The 23,001-nt window shown below is 48.3% G+C and carries 23 protein-coding genes and 1 pseudogene; 15 read left to right on the top strand and 9 right to left on the bottom strand.

Translation table 11 applies throughout. The features are described from left to right. The 4 genes and pseudogenes from C7B65_RS29840 to C7B65_RS24390 all read right to left on the bottom strand — a co-directional run. A pseudogene (locus tag C7B65_RS29840) lies at positions 1-248 on the bottom strand (hypothetical protein); the annotation flags it as partial. 20 nt (positions 249-268) lie between these two features. Then, positions 269-607 (bottom strand): hypothetical protein, encoded by a 339-nt coding sequence (locus C7B65_RS29835; RefSeq protein WP_483407032.1) that lies wholly within the window; start codon positions 605-607, stop codon positions 269-271. Next, on the bottom strand, positions 583-864 hold the full coding sequence (locus C7B65_RS28975) for a hypothetical protein (protein ID WP_073075066.1): 282 nt from the start codon (positions 862-864) through the stop codon (positions 583-585). Before C7B65_RS28975 ends, C7B65_RS29835 begins: the two co-directional genes overlap by 25 nt. A gap of 66 nt (positions 865-930) precedes the next feature. Next, complete coding sequence (locus C7B65_RS24390) at positions 931-1,626, bottom strand: DUF305 domain-containing protein (protein WP_073075065.1); 696 nt, start codon at positions 1,624-1,626, stop codon at positions 931-933. 168 nt (positions 1,627-1,794) lie between these two features. On the opposite strand from C7B65_RS24390, the gene C7B65_RS27510 reads away from it, so the two are divergent. Further along, on the top strand, positions 1,795-2,016 hold the full coding sequence (locus C7B65_RS27510; RefSeq protein ID WP_143162117.1) for a hypothetical protein: 222 nt from the start codon (positions 1,795-1,797) through the stop codon (positions 2,014-2,016). A 70-nt stretch (positions 2,017-2,086) separates the two neighbouring features. Here the strand turns inward: C7B65_RS27510 and C7B65_RS29735 are convergent, their stop codons facing one another. From C7B65_RS29735 to queG, 3 genes are all read right to left on the bottom strand, one after another. Then, positions 2,087-2,350 (bottom strand): response regulator transcription factor family protein, encoded by a 264-nt coding sequence (locus C7B65_RS29735; RefSeq protein WP_425320474.1) that lies wholly within the window; start codon positions 2,348-2,350, stop codon positions 2,087-2,089. Then, entirely contained in the window at positions 2,347-3,339 is a 993-nt protein-coding gene (locus C7B65_RS24380) for a DnaJ C-terminal domain-containing protein (protein ID WP_073075064.1), read from the bottom strand. The genes C7B65_RS29735 and C7B65_RS24380 overlap by 4 nt, the downstream gene beginning before the upstream one ends. Positions 3,340-3,410: 71 nt before the next feature. Beyond that, a complete protein-coding gene (queG, locus tag C7B65_RS24375; RefSeq protein ID WP_073075063.1) occupies positions 3,411-4,367 on the bottom strand; it encodes a tRNA epoxyqueuosine(34) reductase QueG in 957 nt (318 codons plus the stop codon). A 334-nt stretch (positions 4,368-4,701) separates the two neighbouring features. On the opposite strand from queG, the gene C7B65_RS24370 reads away from it, so the two are divergent. The 9 genes from C7B65_RS24370 (at position 4,702) to C7B65_RS24330 (ending at position 13,246) form a co-directional block, all read left to right on the top strand. Then, positions 4,702-5,913 (top strand): RNA-guided endonuclease InsQ/TnpB family protein, encoded by a 1,212-nt coding sequence (locus tag C7B65_RS24370; protein WP_073075062.1) that lies wholly within the window; start codon positions 4,702-4,704, stop codon positions 5,911-5,913. Positions 5,914-6,176: 263 nt separating this feature from the next. Continuing rightward, positions 6,177-6,608, top strand: coding sequence for a nuclear transport factor 2 family protein (locus C7B65_RS24365; protein WP_073075061.1), 432 nt, complete (start codon positions 6,177-6,179; stop codon positions 6,606-6,608). 52 nt (positions 6,609-6,660) lie between these two features. Then, positions 6,661-7,104 (top strand): Rrf2 family transcriptional regulator, encoded by a 444-nt coding sequence (locus C7B65_RS24360; protein ID WP_073075060.1) that lies wholly within the window; start codon positions 6,661-6,663, stop codon positions 7,102-7,104. Further along, on the top strand, positions 7,094-8,077 hold the full coding sequence (cbiB, locus tag C7B65_RS24355) for an adenosylcobinamide-phosphate synthase CbiB (protein ID WP_317615848.1): 984 nt from the start codon (positions 7,094-7,096) through the stop codon (positions 8,075-8,077). Before C7B65_RS24360 ends, cbiB begins: the two co-directional genes overlap by 11 nt. Beyond that, entirely contained in the window at positions 8,074-9,807 is a 1,734-nt protein-coding gene (gene ggt / locus C7B65_RS24350) for a gamma-glutamyltransferase (RefSeq protein WP_073075058.1), read from the top strand. The genes cbiB and ggt overlap by 4 nt, the downstream gene beginning before the upstream one ends. Before the next feature lie 290 nt (positions 9,808-10,097). Then, entirely contained in the window at positions 10,098-10,709 is a 612-nt protein-coding gene (locus C7B65_RS24345; RefSeq protein ID WP_073075057.1) for a DUF3611 family protein, read from the top strand. A gap of 266 nt (positions 10,710-10,975) precedes the next feature. Then, the gene (locus C7B65_RS24340) at positions 10,976-11,686 is read left to right on the top strand and encodes a J domain-containing protein (RefSeq protein ID WP_223257506.1); all 711 of its coding nucleotides are present in this window, start codon (positions 10,976-10,978) and stop codon (positions 11,684-11,686) included. A 2-nt stretch (positions 11,687-11,688) separates the two neighbouring features. Then, entirely contained in the window at positions 11,689-12,711 is a 1,023-nt protein-coding gene (locus tag C7B65_RS24335) for a hypothetical protein (protein ID WP_073075055.1), read from the top strand. Positions 12,712-12,802: 91 nt separating this feature from the next. Further along, positions 12,803-13,246, top strand: a complete 444-nt coding sequence (locus C7B65_RS24330) for an aspartyl protease family protein (protein ID WP_073075054.1) — start codon at positions 12,803-12,805, stop codon at positions 13,244-13,246. A gap of 9 nt (positions 13,247-13,255) precedes the next feature. Here C7B65_RS24330 and C7B65_RS24325 read toward each other — a convergent pair whose 3' ends face one another. After that, positions 13,256-13,498: a helix-turn-helix domain-containing protein gene (locus tag C7B65_RS24325; RefSeq protein ID WP_073075053.1), complete on the bottom strand. Its 243-nt coding sequence runs from the start codon at positions 13,496-13,498 to the stop codon at positions 13,256-13,258. 134 nt (positions 13,499-13,632) lie between these two features. After that, positions 13,633-14,115: an endonuclease domain-containing protein gene (locus tag C7B65_RS29730; RefSeq protein WP_223257505.1), complete on the bottom strand. Its 483-nt coding sequence runs from the start codon at positions 14,113-14,115 to the stop codon at positions 13,633-13,635. Between the two features lie 188 nt (positions 14,116-14,303). Here C7B65_RS29730 and C7B65_RS24315 point away from each other — a divergent pair, with 188 nt between their 5' ends. The 5 genes from C7B65_RS24315 (at position 14,304) to C7B65_RS24295 (ending at position 22,795) form a co-directional block, all read left to right on the top strand. Beyond that, positions 14,304-15,083, top strand: a complete 780-nt coding sequence (locus C7B65_RS24315; protein ID WP_223257504.1) for a DUF554 domain-containing protein — start codon at positions 14,304-14,306, stop codon at positions 15,081-15,083. Between the two features lie 378 nt (positions 15,084-15,461). Beyond that, positions 15,462-16,034, top strand: coding sequence for an RNA polymerase sigma factor (locus C7B65_RS24310; RefSeq protein ID WP_073075052.1), 573 nt, complete (start codon positions 15,462-15,464; stop codon positions 16,032-16,034). Positions 16,035-16,188: 154 nt separating this feature from the next. Further along, positions 16,189-17,520, top strand: a complete 1,332-nt coding sequence (gene aptA, locus C7B65_RS24305) for an omega-aminotransferase AptA (RefSeq protein WP_073075051.1) — start codon at positions 16,189-16,191, stop codon at positions 17,518-17,520. Positions 17,521-17,958: 438 nt separating this feature from the next. Beyond that, a complete protein-coding gene (locus C7B65_RS24300; RefSeq protein WP_073075050.1) occupies positions 17,959-20,475 on the top strand; it encodes a glycogen/starch/alpha-glucan phosphorylase in 2,517 nt (838 codons plus the stop codon). A gap of 337 nt (positions 20,476-20,812) precedes the next feature. Beyond that, positions 20,813-22,795, top strand: a complete 1,983-nt coding sequence (locus tag C7B65_RS24295) for an FAD-dependent oxidoreductase (RefSeq protein WP_073075049.1) — start codon at positions 20,813-20,815, stop codon at positions 22,793-22,795. Positions 22,796-23,001: the final 206 nt, after the last annotated feature.

Genomic DNA, 23,001 nt, shown 5'->3' with positions numbered 1-23,001 from the left:
TGACGACGCAAGGACTCTAGGTTAAGTGGTTTCGTTGAGCCAAGAATCCCCGTCCCTTTAGGGCTGGGGAGTGTCAAAGGCACAACGCGAGTGTCACCTTGCACGGTCGAGCCAACAATGCTAATCCGCCCGCCGAAGCTACGATCAGGCAATCCGTTAACTTTGACCCGCACCGACTGACCGACCCGAATTTGATTAAGATCTTTTTCGTAGATGTTGCTCGATGCTTGCACACTGCTGCCATTCACGATCGTTAAAATCTTCTTACCTACATCTTGTCCCGATTCCCCGGTTGTCGCTTCTCGATCGGCAACTGTGCCAGCAATCGGAGCCGCGATCGTAATGGTGCCGTCTGCGTTGGCATTAGCTCCAAGTTGACGTAGCCGAGTTGCGTAGGTTTGTCCACCGAGTTCGACGCGCGATCGTGCTGATGCGATTGGGCCCGTTGCAGTTGGGCTTGTGCCTCCGACACCGACAACCGACTCTCAGCTTTCGATAAGTTTGCCCGTGCTTCTGCCAATTTGGTTCCCGATTCGAGCGCGGTGCGCCGGGGAAGTAGCACCGTTCCGCATACTGGAGTTGTCACCTCAACTTGACGATTGGGCAACGATTCAATTTGTCCGTTGTGTTCACCCCAAACGCTAATCGCTGCCGTGTCACAGGTTCCACCTTCAAACCGAGCCGCTGTGCTGTTTCTGCATCGACTTGAATTCCAGACGATTGTATCGATCCGCCTTTAAATTCGTCGCCATGCCCGCCGTACGCGAGAACGATCGCAGGGCTTCCTGACAACAATCCGAGCGTTAGCAGCGTCGCTGAAAGACGGCGAATCGAAAAGGAAACAGAAACAGCAAGACTCGGCATGGTGAATCCTAACAGTGCATTAACTATCCAATGTGACAGCTAAAGATGAAATTAGAATGAAATGGACTATTGGTTATACCAAGCTTTGCGCCACTGTTTCATCTGATCAATTTCGGCTTGTTGAGAAGAGACGATCGCGGTCGCAAGCTTCTGAACTTCAGGACGTTTTGACTTTTGCAGGGCATCGTTTGCCATGACGATCGCGCTCTCGTGGTGCGGAATCATCGCATTGATGAACCGCAAGTCAAACTGATCATCGGCTGCACCCAAATCCATATTCATCATCATGCCATTCATTTGATCCTTCGACATTGGCATCATGCCCTTGGTTCCGCTATTCCACGCCATCGAAGTGCTAGACGCATTGGCATACCAAGACTTGCGCCATTGCTGCATTTGGGCAATCTCTTTGTCTTGGTCAACAATAATCGATTGAGCGAGTTTCTTGATTTCAGGTCGCTTTGATTTTTGCAGCGCCTCTTGCGCCATTTTCACGGCTCCCTGATGATGTGGAATCATCGCATCCATAAAGCGCAGATCAAAGTTTGCATCGGCTGGGCCTAAATCCATATTCATCATGCCGCCCTTCATGTTGCTGTGATCCATCTCTGACATGCCTGCCATAGGTGAACCTGTTGCAGCGGGGCTTTGATTAGAGGTTGAGTTTTGAGTAGCGTTTGAGCAAGCGGTGAGTCCACTAATAGCAATAACTGCACCGATCGAGAGTCCGAGCAAACTTGTTTTGAGCATTGAGCGATTCATCCTTCACCTACGAATTTTATTGACACCTTTTATTCTCAACCGTCTGGTCGGCTGGAGAGTCAAATGCAGGAAGCCGTATTTTGGCCGGATTCCTTAACTTTGATGTAGCGTTAACCACCTCTTTCTACAAGACAGCCCAAAAAAATGAAATCAGTATGAAATCAGGCTATGTCTCTGCCAGAAACTAAGCCTCTCTCGCCAGAGGGAATTTGTCACGGCGATCGTTACGTAAAGTGTTTGCATATTCTTACCCATAGAGGAGTTGCTGTGCGTCACATTGTTGTGCTGATTGTTTGCGTGTTGGCGCTGTTGGATTTAGCCGAAGGGTGTTACTTTATGCCTAAAGGTAAGCGGAGGGTGAATGTGCTGTCTTGCCCCAAGACACTATAAACCTGCACTACCCTGATGTGCTTGAGTAATGGCGCTGGCAATGGCCCTCCAGGCTGTTCGAGCATCGGCTCTAGCCCATCGTGAATGTGTGCCTGAAACAGATTCTAATTCGTGATGTAGAGCATACCAGTGCGCTTTGGTCAGAAAATGGTAAGCAGCCAGTCCAAACAGGCTGAGAATCAACCCCATAATCTAATCTGAGGTTGCCAACCTGGAGTTGTGGCGGCTGGATCTGGGGCGATCGCCGCTGCAATGCTCGAAGCCGTGCCCGCAGTTCTGCCATGCCAAACGGTTTAACAAGGTAATCATCGGCTCCAGCATCGAGTCCCGTCACAGCTTGATTCCTTTGAGATTGCTGCGCGGATCGTAACTTCGATTGTCGCGGATCTTCTCATAAGATTCTCGCTCGATCGCGTTCAACTCTTTGGGTGGCACGATCGTCAGTTTGAGCATCAGATCGCTTCTCTCTCCTTTGAGGTTTTTCCAACCCTTGCCCCGCAGTCGCAGAGATTGCCCTGATCGTACGCCTGCGGGAACGTTGACTTTCACCATACCATCAGGGGTCGGGACTTCAACTTGAGTTCCTAAAACGGCTTCATCGGGGGCGATCGCAACTTCACAGACTAAATTGTTGTCTCCGTCAAGCTGAAAGAACGGATGCGGCGCGAGTTCGACAATCAGATAGAGATCGCCGCGTTGAGTCGTGTAGTGAGAGCTAGGTCGCCCCTTGCCGCGCATCCGAATCCGAGTCCCGGTTTTGGCACCTGCCGGAATGTTGACATCAAAGGTTTCGCTGCCAATGCTCAACCGTTTTTGTGCGCCATTAAATGCTTCTGAAAACGTCAGCGTAATCGTCGCTTCAACATCTAGATTTACGCCTACACCACCGCCGTCATAGCTAGTCCCCGGCGAGGTGCGATAACCGCTAAACGGATCGGCAGTTCGACCGTAGCCAGTTCCGACTCGCCCCAGTAAGTCATTGACAAATTCGTCAAAGCTGCCGTAGCGCCCAAATTCAAATTCATCAAAACCGGGACTTGTGTTGGTGTTGAAGGGCGATCGTCCGCCTCGTGCCCCGGCTCGATCGGCCTGCTGCCAATATTGCCCAAATTGGTCATATTTTTGGCGCTTATCACTGTCAGACAAAACTTCGTAGGCTTCATTGATTTCTTTAAACCGAGCCTCTGCTGCCTTGTCACCCGGATTCATGTCGGGGTGATATTGCCGTGCCAATTTACGGAAGGCTTTCTTGATTTCGTCGGCGCTGGCAGTCTTGGTCACGCCTAGAAGCGCGTAATAGTCTTTAAAGTCGGTTGCAGCCACCCGTTTCCCTCTCCTAAAGCTTTAATATATGGGTTGAATATCTCTATCATGCCCTAGTCATCGAAGACACGCTATTCAACATCGATCCTTAAGTTTGAGCGAGCATTGCGGCGCATCATAGCGGGTTTAATTCGTCTGAGGGCAGAAGCGGGAAAGCGGCGATCGTACTCTTCATCTGACAACTCTGCTAACTCGGTGAGGGTCGGATCAACATTGCCAGGGTAGGGCTGAAAATCAGCGACATCGCTCTCTTGGGCAAATCGCTGATTCCAGGGGCAAACGTCTTGACAAATATCGCACCCAGCCACCCAACCGCCCAGATGAGGAGTAATCGTTTCGGGAAGCGTTTCGGCGCGGTTTTCGATCGTGTGATAGGCAATGCAGAGATTGGCATCGACGACAAACGGCTGCGTGATCGCTCCGGTTGGGCAAGCATCGAGGCAGCGAGTGCAGGTGCCGCAGTGAGAAGTATGAGGACGATCGCCAATGAGTTCTAAATTGGTTAACACTTCGCCTAAAAACACCCACGAGCCATAGTCTCGCGTAATCACGTTGCTGTTTTTCGCGATCCAGCCGATGCCTGCTTGCTGCGCCCAAAATTTGTCTTGTACGGGCCCAGTGTCTGCATAATAACGGGCGCGAATGTCGTCGCCTTGTGCCTCTAGCCAGGTAGACAGCGCCTTGAGTTTTTTGTGCAAAATTCGGTGATAGTCCCGACCCCAGCCGTAGCGAGAAATTTTGGCATAGTCATTGCCTTCGGGCCGATCGTGAGCGGTGTAATAGTTAAGGGCAACACAAATCAGCGATCGAGCTTCGGGCATGACTAAGCGAAGATCTTGTCTTTTGGGGTTTGCCATCCACGCCATATCTGCCTGATGATTCTGAGTGAGCCAGCTTTGCAGAGAAGTTACAGCCGCTTTTTCGTCGTCTGAGTTGACAGGAACGATCGCGATTCCAACTTTGTGAAATCCAACTTCTAAGGCTTTTTGCTTAATTCGGTCTGTTAGATTTGAGGCGCGATCGGTCATGCGTAATCTCTATTACAGGCGTTGCTGAATGCAAATATGAATTGCCCCTAGCCCCCCAAGTTTGAGGGGAACCAGAATCTTAAAGTCCCCCAAAATTGGGGGATTTAGGGGGCGAAAGGGTTCAGCCTCGATAGACAGATTCATACTTGCATTCAGCAACGCCCTATTACAAACGCTGCCACTGTTAGTTTAGCTGATTCGGCGGGAATCCCCACACCATAACGTTTCGTTGGTGTGGGATGAAAGCCAGGGGCGCTCGATCCAGCGTCCTATCTCTCAGCACTCACCACGGAGTATGCTTATCAATAATCTTGATTTGTGCTAAGATGCAGATATGTTGAAAGCAACAAAGGTACGAATTTACCCGACTGATGAGCAAGTTATTCAGTTGTCCAAAGATTTTGGCGCAACGCGATGGCTGTGGAATCAGTTGCTTTTTGTGATGTCTCAGACGTACAAAGAGACGGGTAAAGGCGTGTCTGCTTACGACATGAAGAAACGCATACCCGAACTGAAGAAAGAGTTTGAATGGCTGAAAGAAACCTACTCTCAGTGCTTGCAGCAATCCGTTCTGAATCTCTCTCAAGCGTTCCAAAACTTCTTTGAAGGACGGGCGAAGTATCCCACTTTCAAGAGCAAGTTTAATCGCCAGTCGGTTCAGTATCCTCAAAACGTCAAAGTTGAGAGTGAATCGACCATCAAGTTTCCCGGCTTCTTAGGAATCGTGAAAGCCAAGATTCATCGGGAACTCCCTGACGGCAAACTCAAAACGGTCACGGTTTCTAAGACTCCAGACGGGCGTTACTATGCCTCTTTGTTGATGGATGATGGCATTGCCAAACCTGAAATCACGAGTGACGGAAAAGCCGTTGGCATCGATCTGGGATTGATTGATTTTGTCGTCACTTCAGACGGCTCTAAGTTTTGCAATCCTAAACACCTTAAGAAACACGCCAAGAACCTAAAACGCAAACAGCAAAAGCTTTCTCGGAAAGCGAAAGGCAGCACGACCCGCGCTAAAGCACGGAAGATGGTTGCCAAGGTTCACAGCAAGATCACACGAGTCAGAGAAGATTTTCTCCACAAACTATCTCGCAAGCTAGTCAACGAAAACCAAGTTGTTGTGGTGGAAAATCTGGCAGTTAAGAACATGGTGAAGAATCACACCCTAGCTAAAGCTATTAGCGATGCTGGATGGGGTAAATTCTGCACGATGCTGAAGTACAAAGCAGAGTTTGACGGTAAGACCTACCTTGAAGTAGACAGGTTTTTCCCGTCGTCTCATCTTTGCTCAAACACGCTGCTACAGATCCCAAAGATGGATCTCTCTGTTCGTGCATTTGATTGTCCTCACTGTGGTCAGAGGCATGACCGAGACGTGAATGCAGCAATCAACATCAGAAATGAAGGCTTGCGATTATTGGCGTTGGGAATCAGCGCTACTGCCAATCGAGGGAGTGTAAATCCAAAGGGTTCTGGACGTAAAAAATCCACGAACTCCGAGGTTGCTCCCATTGAAATTGGAAGCCCGCGCTCTATCGCCTAGCGATGAGCGTCGGGTAATTCACCTAATGGCAATTTAATTATTGTTTTTGAAATTGGTACAAAATGTCAACCCAGAAATTCTGTACAGATCCACGTAGATGTAAATTTTAGTTGCCATTTATTAATTTATGTTGCATTATAAAAGCGATCGAGGCGCGATTTCTGGGTCACCTCATTAGTCAAATATCTCTCTAGAGGCAGGACAATTCCTGCCTTTTTGTTTAACGTCCATATAAACCATATAAACCATAATGTTCTATCGATATGCAAAGTGTTAAGGATGATGTAGCGATCGCACTCCAACCTGAATCAAGCGCGATCGCAGGTATTACAGAGCCTAGTCTGATCAACTATTTTGAAACGTTTAATGTGGGCGATTTTGAGGCGACCAGTCAGCAATTTGCGGTCAACGGGGCACTGCATCCGCCGTTTGAATCGGTAATTGAAGGACGAGACGCGATCGCTGACTATCTCAAAGTCGAGGCAAAAGGCATTACGGCTCAACCTCAGCAGGGAGTGATTAAGCAAGTTTTAGAGGATGGCTGCCCTGAGATCGAAGTGACGGGGCGAGTGCAAACGCCTTGGTTTGGCGTAAATGTGGCATGGCTATTTACTTTAAATTCTCAACAAGAGATTACCTTTTTAAAAGTTAAGCTGATTGCGTCTCCTCAAGAGCTATTAAAATTGCGGCGTTAGTGGGAGATGCTTAAAGTCCTGTTAAGCTTAAGACCCTCCACACTAGACACTCTTGAAGTTAACGACTCGCGGACACTATAGCGTTAAAGCTTTGTTGGATCTCAGCTTTCAGCCAGGGTATGGCCCTACGTCAGTGAGAGCGATCGCGCAACGACAGAATCTGCCAGCTCCTTATTTAGAGAAACTGTTGATTGAGATGCGACGAGCAGAGCTAGTACTTTCTGTGCGCGGTGCTCAAGGCGGATACCAACTAGCACGATCGCCAGGGCAGATCTCACTAGGGCAAATTTTAGAGGCTGTGGGAGAAAGCGTAGAACCGTTGCCTCATCATGTGCCTGACGGAGCGCAGGCCGAAGACTGGGTAACGTTTAGCTTATGGAATCGACTTCACAAAAAGCTGAACGCAGCGCTTTACGAAATCTCTCTAGAAGATCTCTACTACGATGCCCGAAGCTGGCAAGCCGCACAGGGAGAGGAGGCGAGTTTTGTGGTCTAGTGAAAAGTTGGGGATGAGTGTTTTAGCGATCGCGGCTCTCCTCGATTATCTGATTGGCGATCCTTGGGGATGGCTGCATCCGGTTCAGGTAATCGGGTGGGCGATCGCTCACTATACCGAGCTTGCTTTAAAGGAATTCAGTCAGCCAGCTTCATTGCGATTTGCAGGCGTGATTCTAACTATTCTCATTGTCGTGGGTAGCAGTGTAATCGGATGGACGATCGTAGAATTCTCAAAAGCATTACATCCAGTGTTAGGCGTTGCGATTTCGAGTATTTTGTTAGCGAGTTGTTTTGCGGGGCGAAGTTTACGATCGGCGGCTGAAGATGTGTTACGACCTCTGGCAGATGGGGATCTCGATCGGGCGCGTTCTCAGCTAAAGCTATATGTCGGACGCGATACCGAAAACCTTTCTGAATCAGATATTCTCCGAGCCGTATTAGAAACTGTGACAGAAAACGCGATCGATGGTGTCATGTCTCCGTTATTTTATGCGTCGCTCGGCGCATTCCTACCATTTGTTGGAAGCGTTCCATTAGCCTTATCTTATAAAGCTGCTAGTACATTAGATTCGATGGTGGGATATCAGACGGCACCTTATCAAGATATCGGTTGGTGTAGCGCTAAAACAGATGATTTTTTGACCTGGCTTCCGTGTCGGTTAACGGTGTTGACCTTAGCGTTGCTGTCTAGAAAACCTCGCGAAGTTTGGCGACTCTGCCAGCGAGATGCGCCCAAAGATTCTAGCCCAAACTCTGGTTGGAGTGAGTGTGCTTATGCGGCTGTGTTGGAAGTGCAAGTCGGCGGCATTAATTGGTATCGCGGCGTGGAAAAGCATAAACCTCTCTTAGGTGAGCCAACTCGACCCATTACCCCAGATCGAATTCGGCAAGCCTTACAGTTGACGCAAATAAGTTTCTTGAGTTGGTTAGCGATCGCACTATCAGGGTTAACAATTTTAGGATCACTATGAAATACATCGGCTCGTTTCACAGAACTTGCGCTCTCGTTGTCATCTCGTTAGGGTTAGGACGATCGGCTGCCGCAATCGCGATTTCTCCAACGCCTGCCCTGCTCGATCGGGCAAATCAAGGCATGGTCACGTCTGCCCATCCTCTCGCGACTCAAGCGGGGCTGTCAATGCTGCAACAGGGAGGAAACGCCGTGGATGCAGCCGTTGCCACAACCTTTGCAATCTCGGTCGTAGAGCCATTTTCGGCAGGGCTTGGTGGGGGTGGATTTCTGCTGATGTATCAGGCAAAAAACAATGAGACAAAGGCATTAGATTTTCGAGAACGTGCGCCGCTCAAAGCTACGAAAACAATGTATTTGGATAGACAAGGAAACGTGCGCCCCAACGCGAGTACGAATGGATATTTGGCAGTGGCGACACCGGGCACGATCGCAGGACTCTATGAAGTGCATCGTCAATATGGACGCTTACCCTGGAAAACTGTGATGGCTCCTGCGATTCAATTAGCAGAAAATGGATTCCCGGTGAGTTGGCGGTTTATAGAAGCAACAGAGATGCATCAGCAAACGCTACTCAAAAATCCTGATGCACAGAAAATTTTTACTCACAAAGGAAAGATTTATCAAACGGGCGATCGGTTAGTGCAATCAGAATTAGCCGCCACGCTACGATCGGTGTCTCAAAATCCTCAAGATTTTTATACGGGAACTATTGCGACAGCGATCGCCAACGATATGGCAGCGAATAACGGATTGATTACAAAAAAAGATTTGCAGCAATATCGTCCGACTTGGCGTGATCCGGTGTGCGGTGATTTTCGTAAAGCGAGAGTTTGCTCAATGCCGCCACCTTCTTCGGGAGGGGTGCATTTGCTGCAAATCCTCAACATAATTGGCGATACAGATTTAAAGACTATGGGATGGCACAATCCCGATGTGCTGCATTTGTTGGTCGAGTCGATGCGAATTGCTTACGCCGATCGTGCGACTTATCTCGGTGATCCTGCTTTTGTCAAAGTCCCAGTTAAGGCGCTGATCAGCCCGGTCTATGCTCAAAAACGACGACAGGAAATCAATCCTCAAAAAGCAACGCCGTCCACTCAGGTAAAGGCAGTTGACCCCGCAGTGCTGCAACGCTTGACTAAAGAATCAGTCGAAACGAGTCATCTCACCGTTGTTGATCGCGATCGCAATGCCGTCAGCCTGACCTTCACCGTGAATCTCGGTTTTGGTGCGGGAGTTGTCGCAAAAGGAACAGGCATCGTCTTAAACAACGAAATGGACGACTTCGCGATCGCGCCCAATACTCCCAACGCATTTGGACTGGTGGGCGGAGATGCCAACGCGATCGCACCCAACAAAATTCCGCTATCGAGTATGACTCCGACGATCGTCACTCAAAACGGTCGCTTGCGATTAGCGGCAGGTTCACCGGGTGGCAGCACGATCATTACAACGGTGTTGCAAATCTTGTTAAACGTGTTGGTCTACGAGATGGATGTTCGCCAAGCAGTCGCGGCTCCGCGTGTGCATCATCAATGGCTCCCCGATCGCCTCAACGTTGAACGGTGGGGATTAGATACGCTGACGATCGCCGAATTAAAACGACGAGGACATCGAATTGAAGAACGATCAGATTGGGGAAATGCTAACGCGATCGTCGTTCTGCCCGATGGCTCTTTAGAAGGCGCGGCTGATCCAAGAGGTGAGGGTGTCGCCGCTGGGTTTTAGTAGAACGTGAACTCGACGACTTCGTTACGAGTCTATTGCGCCCCCTAAATCCCCCAAGTTTGGGGGACTTCAAGCCAAAATTTCCGGTTCAAAGTCCCTCAGAATGGGGGATTTAGGGGGCAGAAGCCGCTGACAACGAAGCGAAAAACCCCGTCGAACTGACGTGACGTTAATAGACTTGCTGTTCTGCCCCTTAACCCCAATATTGTTCTCTCTTGAGAGAGTCGCCTCCTAAAATAAATCGCGGTAATGTATGTGCAGCGTTAGTGTCTAGACCAACGGTGATCACCATGCAAACCCAACCAGAAGCCCACAATCACGATTCTCACAAACTTCAGCGGATTGCGACCGCGTTGCGCCTTGCGGGTTGGGCGAGTTTTTGGTTAGAGCTTGTGTTCGCCGCCGCATCAGGGCTGCTGTTAGCGTTTGCCATCTCTGGGAGAAACTTTACCCGATCGGCAGAGACTCCTCTTCCGGGCGGAGGTGTGGCTCAAGGGGTGACTCCGGGCTTGGGCATTGGCATTTTTTGGGCAACCTGCGGATTGGCAGTGCTGTTGTTTAGCCTTTTCTTAGCGTTCCGCTACACCCGATTTGCCAGACGGCTCCGCAATTCAAATTCTGCTGTTCACCCTAAAAAAGCTGATGTGATGCAGGTCTTACGTTTAGGTGTAATGGTCGGATTGGTGGGATTAGCGGTGTCCATTTTGGGCGGTGGAGCTTCTTTGGGTGTCTTGCTGTCAAAGTCGATTACTCAGCCTCAAGGCGTTGCGATTTACGATCCGACTCGGATTATTCGATCGGTCGATGTCTTCGTCGCGATGGCAAACATGAACGGCATCGCAGGGCATTTTGTGGCGCTTCTCGCAGCGTTGGGTTTGTATAGCGGACTCGATCGGGCGTAACGCGATCGACTTTCTGGAGAGTTAGCGGAAGTCTGCATCGGGGTACGTTAGGGGATATCACGATCAGGAGATTCTCTGAGCTTCGCGTGTTCGAGTCGGTAAGTCTTCACATTGCGATCGTTTAGCTCTTAAAGACTTTATGTTTCCTGGCAAGATTCAAGTGATTTCACTGAAAACAGACCTTTGTGAAGTGACTTAAACTAAAGCTGAGATTTCAATTACAGAACGCACCTAAGTGATTTAACCACACACCGTCAGGCTGTCTTGTGGCAGAGTTTGATGCGGATGAGTGGAGGCTTCGATCGACGTTATTAAGGATTTGGAAAATGACAGCAACCGGAATTCGTCCAAAGGAGGTACAACAGAGTATTAAAAGTACAACTGTTGAAAAAATAATGCCTAAAATCACACTCAATCAACTGATTCAAACTGAGATTGCTCGAATCGCAGAAGCCCAAAGTGTAGACACGGCAACTCTCGAAGAATTTGCTCAATTTATTATTGAGAATCATAAAAAGAAAGATCCTAAACCCAAGCTACCGAAAGTTGTTAAGCCTAAAAAAGTTAAGCCTTTAACCTTAACTCAACTCAAAGAAGCCATTCTTGGTCATTTTGGCGTTAAAGATGTCAAAGAATTAAGAAAATCCGGCTCCTTCGAGATGGCGACGAGCGGCATGGAGAAACTTGACTTCAGCAAGAAAGATGGCTGGGAAAAGCTGTATCGCAAGTTTATCGGCGTTTTGCCAGAAGAAGAAAACGAAACTGGCTATGGCTGTGTCAATGGCATCAACATCTTTAAATACGATCTTGTGTGGAAGGCGTTTGGATTAAATCCTCAGACAGCAACTTCAGAGGATATTAAGTCTGCCTACCACGACCTAAGCAGAGTCTACCACCCAGATGTTCCTAACACAGGCGATGCTCAAGTTTTCGCTCGTCTGAACGTGTTTTATAAGAGTCTTACTGAAAGGTTTTAGAAATGGCAGAACTATATATCACCTCTCAAAAGTTGGTCGAGACATTAAAAATTGCCACTCAAGACCTCATTGATGCTGAGGAATTCTTTGACTCAATCCCAGATGATGAGTGGGAGTTAACTCAAGGCAAAGATTACAAAGTAGTTAATAAAACTACTGGGTTACGAGAATACACCTCATCAGGCGCTTACACGATCGCTCGCTATCTCGAAGCAACGCAAAAGCAAACATTTTGGCAACGTCTGACAGAATGGTTTACACACACTAAAAGAGAAATTAGTAAAGCATTTATCAAAAAGCACATTCTTGATAACTCTTCATCGCTAATTAAGCGTAATGGACAGTTCTTTGTTTCGAGGTCTGACCTTGTAACAATTTTCAAAACTCGGTCTGACTACTTAAGCAAGATGGCTGAACACACTCAAAAAACTCAGTATCCTCTGATTAAAGGCGAAGATTTTGAGGATTTTGTGGATAAGGGAGGCTTGCACTTCTCCTTGTCAGGTATTTCTAAGCTATCTCACTCCTTCAAAGAATGCCAGTCTAAGAAGAATCGTCAAGAATGGTGTGGGGATGTCGGAGTAGTAGTTGGCCCGCAAATTTCTGACATCGTAGCTGAGATTCAAAACCGCGAAAAGCGCATCCAAACAGCAATGGACAAAGTTAAAAAGCGAGATCACAATACTTGTCAGGTGACTGGTCAGAAGAAGAACCGTGTTGACAGGCTTAAGTTATCAGCGCATCACTTATATTCTCAAAATGGGTATCCTCATCTGGCAGATGTTGAAAATAATCTGCTTACCCTAGATGTCGAAGTCCATGAACGGTTTCATCAAGACTATATGGGTGGGACTACGAAACCTTGCACGATCGACGATTTCATTAGCTTTGTTCAAGCCTATTATCCTAGCAACGCTAAAGTCGTAATCTGGCTAGATGCTCAGAAACGAGTTTTAGGAAATCCGCAGCCCGAAGATCAACGAAAACCTCATGTCCTTTATCTTCCAGCGAGTAGAGTAATTTAATCGTTAGCCGAAACGCGATCGCCCCTTTCTGTTACAATAATAAGAATAGAAGCGCGATCGTTTTGGGGCAACTTTGACCAGAAAAAATACAATGTCAGTAACAACCCCTACACCAACAGGAAAAGTTACGACAACCATTATCCTTATTAATCGGATTGACCAAATTCTTGCCGATCGAGGATTCATTCCCCCTAACGAGATTCGCTCTGTCACTTTAGAAGATGTTTTGGCAGACACAGGTGCAACTCGACTTTGCCTGCCTGCCGATGTCATTAGCCAGTTGGGATTGCCTCTGCAAGGAGAAGTCGATGTCAAAATCGCGATCGGTGTGCAAAAAGTCCGCACCTTTAGAGAACTCAGTCTGACCGTTGAAGGACGAGAAGGCACTTTTAACTGCATTGAGCTACCCGCAGGGCAAGACCCTTTGTTGGGGTTAATTCCCCTTGAAGATTTGGGATTAGAGCCAGACTTGCAAAACCAACGATTGAGAGTGCTGCCTCGCGATGGCAAAGAGACTTATCTCACCGTTTTGTGATCGCTCCAGTCACTCTTTTTCGTCATTGATCCGCCTCTCCCAATAAAGAAGAGTAAATGCCTTTGCTGCATCTGGATCAATCGTTTCAAGCGCATCTCGGATGTCGATCGCCGATTCAGCAGAAGGATCTCGATTTTCGTTCACCCATCGGCTAATATTTCCAGAAGCAATCCCCATCGTAGATGCTAGTTGAATTTGACTGATTCTGTAGGTCGCTAATACCCGTTTAAGCGCTTTGCCTGCTGTTCCCATTCACAAGATTCTGTTAGAAGCTCAGTTTATCGTTGTCTTTGATGTGGCAATTGAGCCAGACCCAAAACAATTCAACATTAAATAAACGTCAGTTCGACGAGTTTTTTCGCTTCGTTTCAGTCGGCTTGTGCCCCCTAAATCCCCCATTCTGGGGGACTTTGAACGGATGAAGCTAGATTTCGATCACGGTGACGATCGTCTGGAGAACACCCCTTAAATCTGACATCACTATCCAGTTCAATGATCAATCGATGGTGAGGACAATAGAAATCGACGATAAAAGACTCGATTGGATGCTGAACACGAAACTTCCAACCGTTCAGTTGGCGGTTTTTTAGAGCCTGCCACAATATCTTTTCAGCCGGGGTGAGGTTCTGCCGAAGTTGCCGAGCCGCAGAAATAATGTCAGGAGTGGTGCCCCGGATGCGCTGAGAATTCGTAAAACTAATGAGTGATGAGCTTCTACAAAAGTGCCCATCTTCCCTAAAATTTCCTTCTGTCTGAAAGTTCCCCAGAATGGGGGATTTAGGGGACGAACCCCTAGCAATCGGAACCCAAAACAATTTGTGTGTATACAGTAGTCTTGGGGAGAAGAAGGGTCTTCTATTTAATTCCACCTATCCACCTAGATATCGATTAAACGTAATGGCGATCGCTCCTAATCACACAGAATCGATCGCCGTTACGTTTAGCTAATCGAAAATTTCCGCTAAATCTATCCAGCAAATTCTGTTCAATAACCTGCCCGATCGACCCAATTAAACTTACCCTGAACAAGCGAGTCACTTTCGAGGAAATCTACGTCTTGATATTTCCACTCACTCACCTTCTGATTCACCCCGCAGCACTCACCCTATGGGACAAAACAAGCGGCACTTGGATCAATGTCGCTACCATTCTCGGAGGCACCCTTATCGGGCTAGTCTTAACCGAAAGTCTGCCCGATCGGATGCAGCGCATCATCACTCAAGGACTTGGCTTGCTAACGCTATTTTTAGGGGTGACTCTGGCAGGCAGTTTATTAAAAGTGAAAGCGGGTCAGATTGATGGGGTGATCATTGGACTCTTAGCGATCGTGCTGGGCGGTCTGCTCGGTGAATGGTGGCGCATCGAAACACAGCTACAAAAAGTTGGTAATTGGCTCCGCGATCTCGTTAAGGGCGGCGGCAATTTTACTGAAGGATTTGTCGCCGCTAGCTTGCTATTTTGCATTGGCCCTCTGGCTATCTTAGGCAGTCTCAACAATGGTTTGTCAGGCGACCATGCGCTGTTGTCAATCAAATCTGCAATGGATGGACTAGCCTCGATCGCTCTCAGCAGCAGTTATGGCATCGGGGTCGGATTTTCTAGCATTGCAATCTTGCTTTATCAAGGTGGCTTGTCTCTTTGTGCCGGATTCTTAGCGCAAGTGTTGCCCGACCCAGCGAACGCGCCTCAAGTCTTATTAACTTCTGGGGTCGGCGGTTTAATGATTATGGGATTGGGATTGAACTTACTAAAAATCACGCAGTTGAGTATCGCGGCATTTCTTCCGGCGTTGCTGCTTGCTCCAGTATTTTGCACGATCGCCCAACGCCTGGGTTAGCAGTCCAATCAATCTCAGGGATACAAATTAACTAACATCGCTCATTCTTGAGCAAAAGAGAAGACACGACCTACTAGCGATCATTAAAGTGGTGACATTGATAAAGCTGCGGTGACTCTTAAAGCAACCAAAACGATCGATTCATCTAATCCTAGAAGCGATTTTTTTAAGATTTGATTCCAGATTCTAATAATGTCTCTATAATTGACGACGATGGTCATGATGGTGACAGCATCGTCAACGACTCGCGAATTGAAAAATCAATCAGCAGTCTCCACGAGTCACACATCTTTTTTCAAAATTCATCGGTTTAAAACCCCTGGTTACGGGATACCTAAAGAAACCAGTCCACATCACTCAATTATTTAGGATAATAAAATGGCAACAACCAAACGGAGATCACCGACATCAACGCTAGTGTCAAAGGGTGCAATCAGCAGTGCATCTTCAATCTTGGAAGGTTTACCCGAAAAGCCTAAAGAAATTTGGTCACTGCGAGAAGCGATCGATTTGCTCAAAGAACCGATTTCAGCAGCGCTCGACCGTGGCTATAGCTACGCAGAAGTTTCAAAAATGCTAACGGAAAAGGGAGTGGAAATCAGTCCGTCAACGCTGAAATATTACCTCTCATCTGCACGCAAAGACAAAGACGGCAGCAAACCCAAAACGAGAAGACGACGTAAAACGCAAGGCATCACACTCAACCCAGAAACCGTAACCTTAACGAATGGCAGCGACAATGGAGCCGCAGCAAAGGCAGAACCTGCTGTCGAAAAAGCTCCTGCAAAAAGCACTCGCGCCACCACAACCGCAAGCGCCAAACCTGCCGCTAAAACTCCTGCAAAATCTGCGCCAGCAGCAAAAGCAAAACCTGCGGCAACTAAATCTACAACGACCAAAACAGCTTCTAAAACCCCCTCAACCAGAGGTCGCAAGAAAGCGGCTGAGTAAAAGCGCAAGCTTGCAGAGATAGGGGCGAGGCAGTCAGTGCGGAGTCCCTTGATCGCTTTTGAATTAATTATATATCCCGTTAAATTCTACAATCATTGTGAGGGTCGTTTTGTTGTTTATTCAAGTTTTATTCAAAGTTTAGTAAAAACTCACTATGCAAGATCTTGTCACGTCTTCGATACCAGATAGCCTGGATGCTTTCTGGATGCCTTTCACTGCCAATCGCCAGTTTAAATCGCAGCCTCGATTAATGGCATCTGCGAAAGGAATGTATTACACAACTGTTGACGATCGTCAGGTGCTAGACGGCACAGCAGGATTGTGGTGTGTTAACGCCGGACATTGCCGCGAAAAAATTATCGCCGCGATTCAAACTCAGGCAGCAACTCTCGACTTTGCCCCCACATTTCAAATGGGTCATCCCGCTCCCTTTGCGTTAGCCGATCGCCTCGCGAAGATGTTGCCCGGAGACTTAAATCACGTCTTTTTCGCAAATTCTGGATCTGAAGCCGTCGATTCTGCCCTTAAAATTGCCCTGGCTTATCATCGAGTGCGCGGAGAAGGCAGCCGGACGCGATTGATCGGGCGAGAGCGAGGATATCACGGGGTCGGCTTTGGTGGCATCTCAGTCGGGGGCATTGCTCCTAATCGCAAGTCTTTTGGCAGCTTGCTTCCGGGGGTTGATCATCTGCCTCATACCCACAATTTAGAGCGCAACGCCTTTACTCGCGGTCAGCCACAGTGGGGCGCACATTTAGCAGATGAGCTAGAGCGACTGGTTACCCTTCATGATGCTTCTACCATTGCAGCCGTCATTGTCGAACCCGTTGCTGGCTCGACGGGAGTTTTAGTTCCGCCCCAGGGTTATTTAGAGCGATTGCGATCGATCTGCGATCGTCACGGCATTCTGCTGATTTTTGATGAAGTGATTACCGGATTTGGGCGTTTAGGAAAAGGCTTTGCCACCGATTATTTTGGAGTCATCCCCGATTTAATGACGGTTGCAAAAGGCATTACCAATGCGGCGGTGCCAATGGGAGCGGTGTTTGTGCGAGACGGCATTTATGATGCGTTTATGCACGGGGCAGAGAACGCGATCGAACTTTCTCACGGTTACACTTATTCGGGGCACCCGCTTGCCTGTGCAGCTGCTCAAGCGACGCTAGATATCTACGAAGAAGAGGGTTTGTTCGATCGGGCAAATAGTCTGTCTAGCTATTGGGAAGACGCAGTTCACTCGCTTGAAGGGCTACCTCACGTCATTGATATTCGCAATCTTGGATTAGTAGCTGGAATCGAATTGGAATCAATTCCTAACCAGGTCGGAAGTCGCGCTTATGATTGCCTAGTGCGCTGCTTTGAGAATGGATTATTAGTCCGCACGGCAGGCGATATTATTGCGCTGTCGCCTCCGTTGATCATCGAAAAACAACACATCGATCAAATTGTAGAAATGCTAGGTTTAGTGCTGAAAGACCTTGCTTGATTAAATCAACTTAAGATCATGAACTAAATAAAACCGCACAGTGTTCAGGCTACGTTTTAGCCTTTTGCCCTCATCCCCAACCCTTCTCCCCAAGGAGAAGGGAGCCAGAACTCTTGTTCCCTCTCCTTAGGGAGAGGGCTAGGGTGAGGGCAGAAGTTGCACTTTAATAAATCCACGATTCTTGAAATGTCTTGCCGACAGTTCTCGATCGCACATCTCCAACAAACACGCAAGCTAGAAAAACAAGATTGAGAACGAAAAACGGCGATCCCTGGTGGGCGTTCAGCCGTCTTTCTGTTATTTTGTTTAACTTCCCTCAGTTTGCTAAAATCATCGTTTACTGTAGTGCTGGTTACTTCTTCTGAGCAATCGCCAGTTGTAAGGTGCCCAATGCGGATAAACTCACGCCGATGATTTGTAGGAGAAAGCGAATAGCCTATGTTGGGTAAGAACGATCGCACAGGAATGACGCTGGAAAACCTCAAGCAAGCCCTGATAGACCACCTCTATTACATTCAGGGCAGAGATGAGCAGTTTGCCACGCTAAACGATTACTACATGGCGCTGGCTTACACCGTGCGCGATCGCCTGACCGATCGCCGCATTAAAACCGCACAAACCTATTTCCAGAAAGACACCAAAGTCGTCTATTATCTCTCTGCCGAGTTTCTGGTCGGGCGGCTCTCAGCCAATAACCTGATCAACTTGGGCATTTACGACGAGATGAAAGAAGCCACCAAAAAAATGGGGCTAAATCTGGAAGATCTGCTAGAGCAAGAAGAAGAACCCGGTTTAGGCAACGGTGGACTCGGACGACTCGCCGCCTGCTTTTTAGACTCGTTAGCGACCCTAGAAATCCCCGCGATGGGATATGGCATTCGCTACGAATTTGGCATTTTTGACCAGTTTATTGTGGATGGCTGGCAGCGTGAACGCCCCGACAACTGGCTGCGCTATGGCAACCCCTGGGAAATTGCTCGCATCGATTACACCGTCGAAATTAAGCTGGGTGGACACACCGAGGCAGTCACTGACGCTCAGGGCGGTTATCGAGTGCGGTGGGTTCCCCAAGACACTGTGTATGGCGTTCCTTACGATACGCCGATACCCGGATATCGCAACAACACCGTCAACACCCTGCGCCTTTGGAGTGCTAAAGCCAGCGAAGACTTCGACTTCCAGGTTTTTGATGCGGGTCAATATACTCAAGCGGTTGCCGAGAAGACGTTTTCAGAAAACATCTCAAAGGTGCTCTATCCCAACGACAATACGCCGCAAGGAAAAGAACTGCGACTTCAGCAGCAATACTTCTTTGTGTCTTGTTCGCTGCAAGATATTATTCGATCGTATCTCCGCAATCACGATAATTTTGACCAGTTTTCAAACAAGGTAGCGATTCAGCTAAACGACACGCATCCCTCGATCGGGGTCGCCGAACTGATGCGACTCTTGATCGACGAACACGCGCTCGACTGGAATCGCGCTTGGGATATCACCCGTCAGACCTTCGCCTACACCAATCACACTCTGCTGATTGAGGCACTAGAACGCTGGTCAGTTAGCTTGTTTGGGCGGCTGCTGCCTCGCCACTTAGAGATCATTTACGAAATCAATAACCGCTTTTTAGATGAGATTCGGCGCAAGTTTCCGGGCGATCGTGACCGACTTGAGCGCATGTCTCTGATCCAGGAAGGCGACGACAAGCACATTCGCATGGCATATCTGGCATTTGTCGGCAGTCACACTACCAATGGGGTTGCCGCCCTGCATACAGAGCTGCTGAAGCGGGATGTGATGCACGACTTCTATGAGATGTATCCAGAGAAGTTTCAAAACAAAACCAATGGAGTCACCCCGCGCCGTTGGCTGCTGATGAGCAATCCTAAACTCTCAGACTTGATTACGAGCAAGATTGGCGATCGCTGGGTTAAAGATCTGTCAGAGTTGAGAAAGCTCGAAGCGTTTGTTGATGATGCTGAGTTTCAAAAAACGTGGCGTGAGATCAAGCAAGATAATAAGCGCACCCTTGCAGATTATATCCAGAGCGATAACAATCTCGAAATCGATCCTGATTCAATGTTTGATGTGCAGGTTAAACGCATTCACGAATACAAGCGGCAACTGCTAAATGCGCTGCATGTAATCACTCTATACAACCGGATTAAACAGCACGGAGCCAGCCCTTCTGACGTTCCTAGAACCTTTATCTTTGGCGGCAAAGCGGCTCCTGGCTACTTCATGGCGAAGCTCGTGATCAAGTTGATCAACTCCGTCGCCGAAGTGGTGAACAATGATCCCGATGTCAAAGGGCTGCTGAAAGTCGTGTACTTAAGCAACTTCTCGGTTTCGCTGGGTCAAATTACTTATCCGGCTGCCGACTTATCTGAGCAGATTTCGACCGCTGGAAAAGAAGCCTCTGGCACCGGAAATATGAAATTTGCGCTGAGTGGGGCACTGACGATCGGCACGCTTGACGGGGCTAACGTCGAGATCCGCGAAGAAGTGGGCGAGGAAAACTTCTTCCTCTTTGGTCTAGATGCTCAAGAAGTGATGGCAATGAAGGCGCAGGGCTACAATCCTCTAGCTTATTACCGCAACAATGCTGCACTCAAAACGGTGATTGATCAGATTGCGTCTGGCTTCTTCTCGCCTAAAGAACCGGCGCTGTTTAAGTCGATCGTAGACTCACTCTTATATAAAGATGAGTATATGCTGCTGGCAGACTACCAGTTTTATGTCGATTGCCAAGAGAAGGTGAGTCTAGCCTATCAAGACCAGACCCAGTGGACGCGGATGTCGATCTTAAATGTGGCACGAATGGGTAAATTTTCATCAGACTACACGATCAGCGAGTATTGCAAGAGCATCTGGCACGTTGAACCTGTGCCCGTCTCGTTAGAAGATTGTGAGTTGCCAACCCCAAGGCTGAAGCCGAGCCTGGTTGATCAGGTTTAAGCCTTAAAATTCTGAATCAGTGCCCATTTTGTGAGGAGAAATCTTTGTAAAGTGGGCACTTTTTTTGAAGATCGCGATCGAAGAGTGAAATAACGTCAGTTCGATGAGTTCTTTCGCTTCGTTCTTCAGCGCTTCAGCCCCCTAAATCCCCCATTCTGGGGGACTTCAAGCCCAGAATTTAGGTTCAAAGTCCCCCAATTGGGGGATTTAGGGGGCAGCCCAGATTGGCAACCGTAGCGAAAAGCTTCATCGAATTCACGCTGAAATAAATGTCAAACGGTAGGTTACGACGCTGCCAAACTCACTCTACAATGCCATTTCATTTGAGTTTACCGTGATGAAATTTTATATTCGTTTGGCTTTAGGGTTGTCTTTAACGTCTGCAATGCTCACTCCCGGACCGCAAGCTTTTGCCAGATCGGTCGATCGCGAGGTCGTTTGTGATGTGCTGGTGGCTGGAGGCGGATTAGCGGGTGTGGCAACGGCTTATGAATCGCTAAAATCGGGTCATCGCGTCTGTCTGACTGAGATCAGCGATTGGCTGGGTGGGCAGGTTTCGGCGCAGGGCACGTCGGCACTAGATGAGAAGAAAACTCAGCGAGTGGAGCTTTATTTTCCGCAGGGCTATGTTGAGTTTCGGCAGCGATTGGTCGATCGTCACAAAAACCAAAAAACCCCCGGAAATTGCTGGGTGAGTGCAGTCTGCTTTTTGCCCAAAGACGGGCACGAAATTTTGCAGAAGATGCTGAGAGAAGCCGAGAAACAGGGGAAGGGGAAGCTGCAATTTTTCCCCAATACAGTGGTGAAAGATCTGCAAGTCGGCACCGTTGGCACTGGGCAGCAGATTCAATCAGCGCGAAGCATTCAGCACAGTCCCGCAGCAGGTGCGTCGCCGTTGAACACAGAGCCGTTGTCACAAACGATCGCCGACACCTATAGCGAAGACGATTCATCGCGGTTTAAAAAAACCATTATTCGCTTTGTGCCGCCAGCGTCGGGTCAGTGGTATGTCGTCGAAGCTACCGAAACTGGAGAGTTATTAGCGCTAGCAGATTTACCTTATCGTCTTGGCATTGATGGGTTGTCTTATACTAATCCGTCTTCGTCTAGTGCTAGCGATGATCCTTATTGTCCCCAAGCGTTTACTTATACGTTTGCAATGGAGGCAACTGCAACGCCCCAAACTGCTGAACCGCCTGCGTTTTATCCACAATATGCCAAGTCTTACAGCTTTAATTCTAATCAATATGCTCAGGCTCCAGAATTGGTGTTTACCTATCGGCGTATTTTAAGCACTCAAAATAGCGCGGGGTCGAAAACGATCGCCCCCGGTGACATCTCAATGCAGAATTGGAACTGGGGCAATGACTATGCTCCGGGTACATCTGCCGACAATTATCTCTACACGCGACAGCAGCTTGCCGAAACAGGACAGCTTACGCCCGGAGGTTGGCAAGGCGGGCTACGAGTTAGCAGTCTACAAGGCGGTGAAGAACAAGCCCTGGGCTATTTCTATTGGTTTTTAGCAGGCACGAGCGATGCAAAACTGCCCATCAAGAAACCGTTTCCGAATGTGCGGTTTCTCAAAGGATTCGATTCGCCAATGGGCACGGCTCACGGGTTGTCAAAATATCCTTATATTCGCGAGTCGCGACGGCTAATCGGACGTTATGCCTACGGCTATTCCAATGGGTTTGCGATCGACGAAATCTCAGCCTCTCGCAAAAGCTTTCGTGACACGCCCTTTTATCGCGAGAATCTTTCAGAGGAAACCTATCGAAACTTAGCAACTGCACTGGCGGGGTTACGGACGATCGACGTGATTCGAGGCAAGATCTCTCCTCAAGAATTGCAGTGGCGATCGCGCGCTCACATCTATCCTGACAGTGTGGGCATCGGTCACTACAATCTCGATTTTCACCCTTGCATGGTCGAGTCGCCGCCCGAAAAACCGGGCAATCAAGAACGTCCCGGAGAGCGCCAGGGAGCCGATGAAACCTATCCGTTTCAGATTCCTTTAAGGGCGATGATTCCGCCCAAGATCGATAATTTGCTGGTCGCTGGCAAGAGCATCGCGATGGATCATATTAGCGCATCGGCATATCGGGTTCACTCGATCGAGTGGTCAGCCGGAGCCGCTGCTGGAACAACTGCATCGTTTGCATTAGAAACGGGAACGATGCCGTATCAGTTAATCGAAAACTTACCCAGAGTGAATGCCAATTTAGAGCAGTTGCAAAAACGCTTAAATGCGAATGGTAATCCCACAGCGTTTCCCAATACCTCAATTTTCAATCTCAACTGGAAGGATTGGAGATAACGATTAAATTAACGTGAGTTCGACGAGTTTTTCGCTTCGTTGTCAGCGGCTTCTGCCCCCTAAATCCCCCAATCTGGGGGACTTTGAAACTGGAGTCTTGGCTCAAAGTCCCCCACTCGTGGGGGATTTAGCAGGGTGGTTTCAAGGTCTAGAGAGAAAAATGAGGATGGACTGCAATCATCACAAAAGTAGCAGTCCATGTCCCT

It is taken from the genome of Phormidesmis priestleyi ULC007, assembly GCF_003003695.1.
In the GTDB taxonomy this organism is placed as follows: domain Bacteria; phylum Cyanobacteriota; class Cyanobacteriia; order Leptolyngbyales; family Leptolyngbyaceae; genus Phormidesmis_A; species Phormidesmis_A priestleyi_A.
Note: the sequence above shows the minus strand (reverse complement) of the source record. Positions and strands in the feature narration are given on the sequence as shown.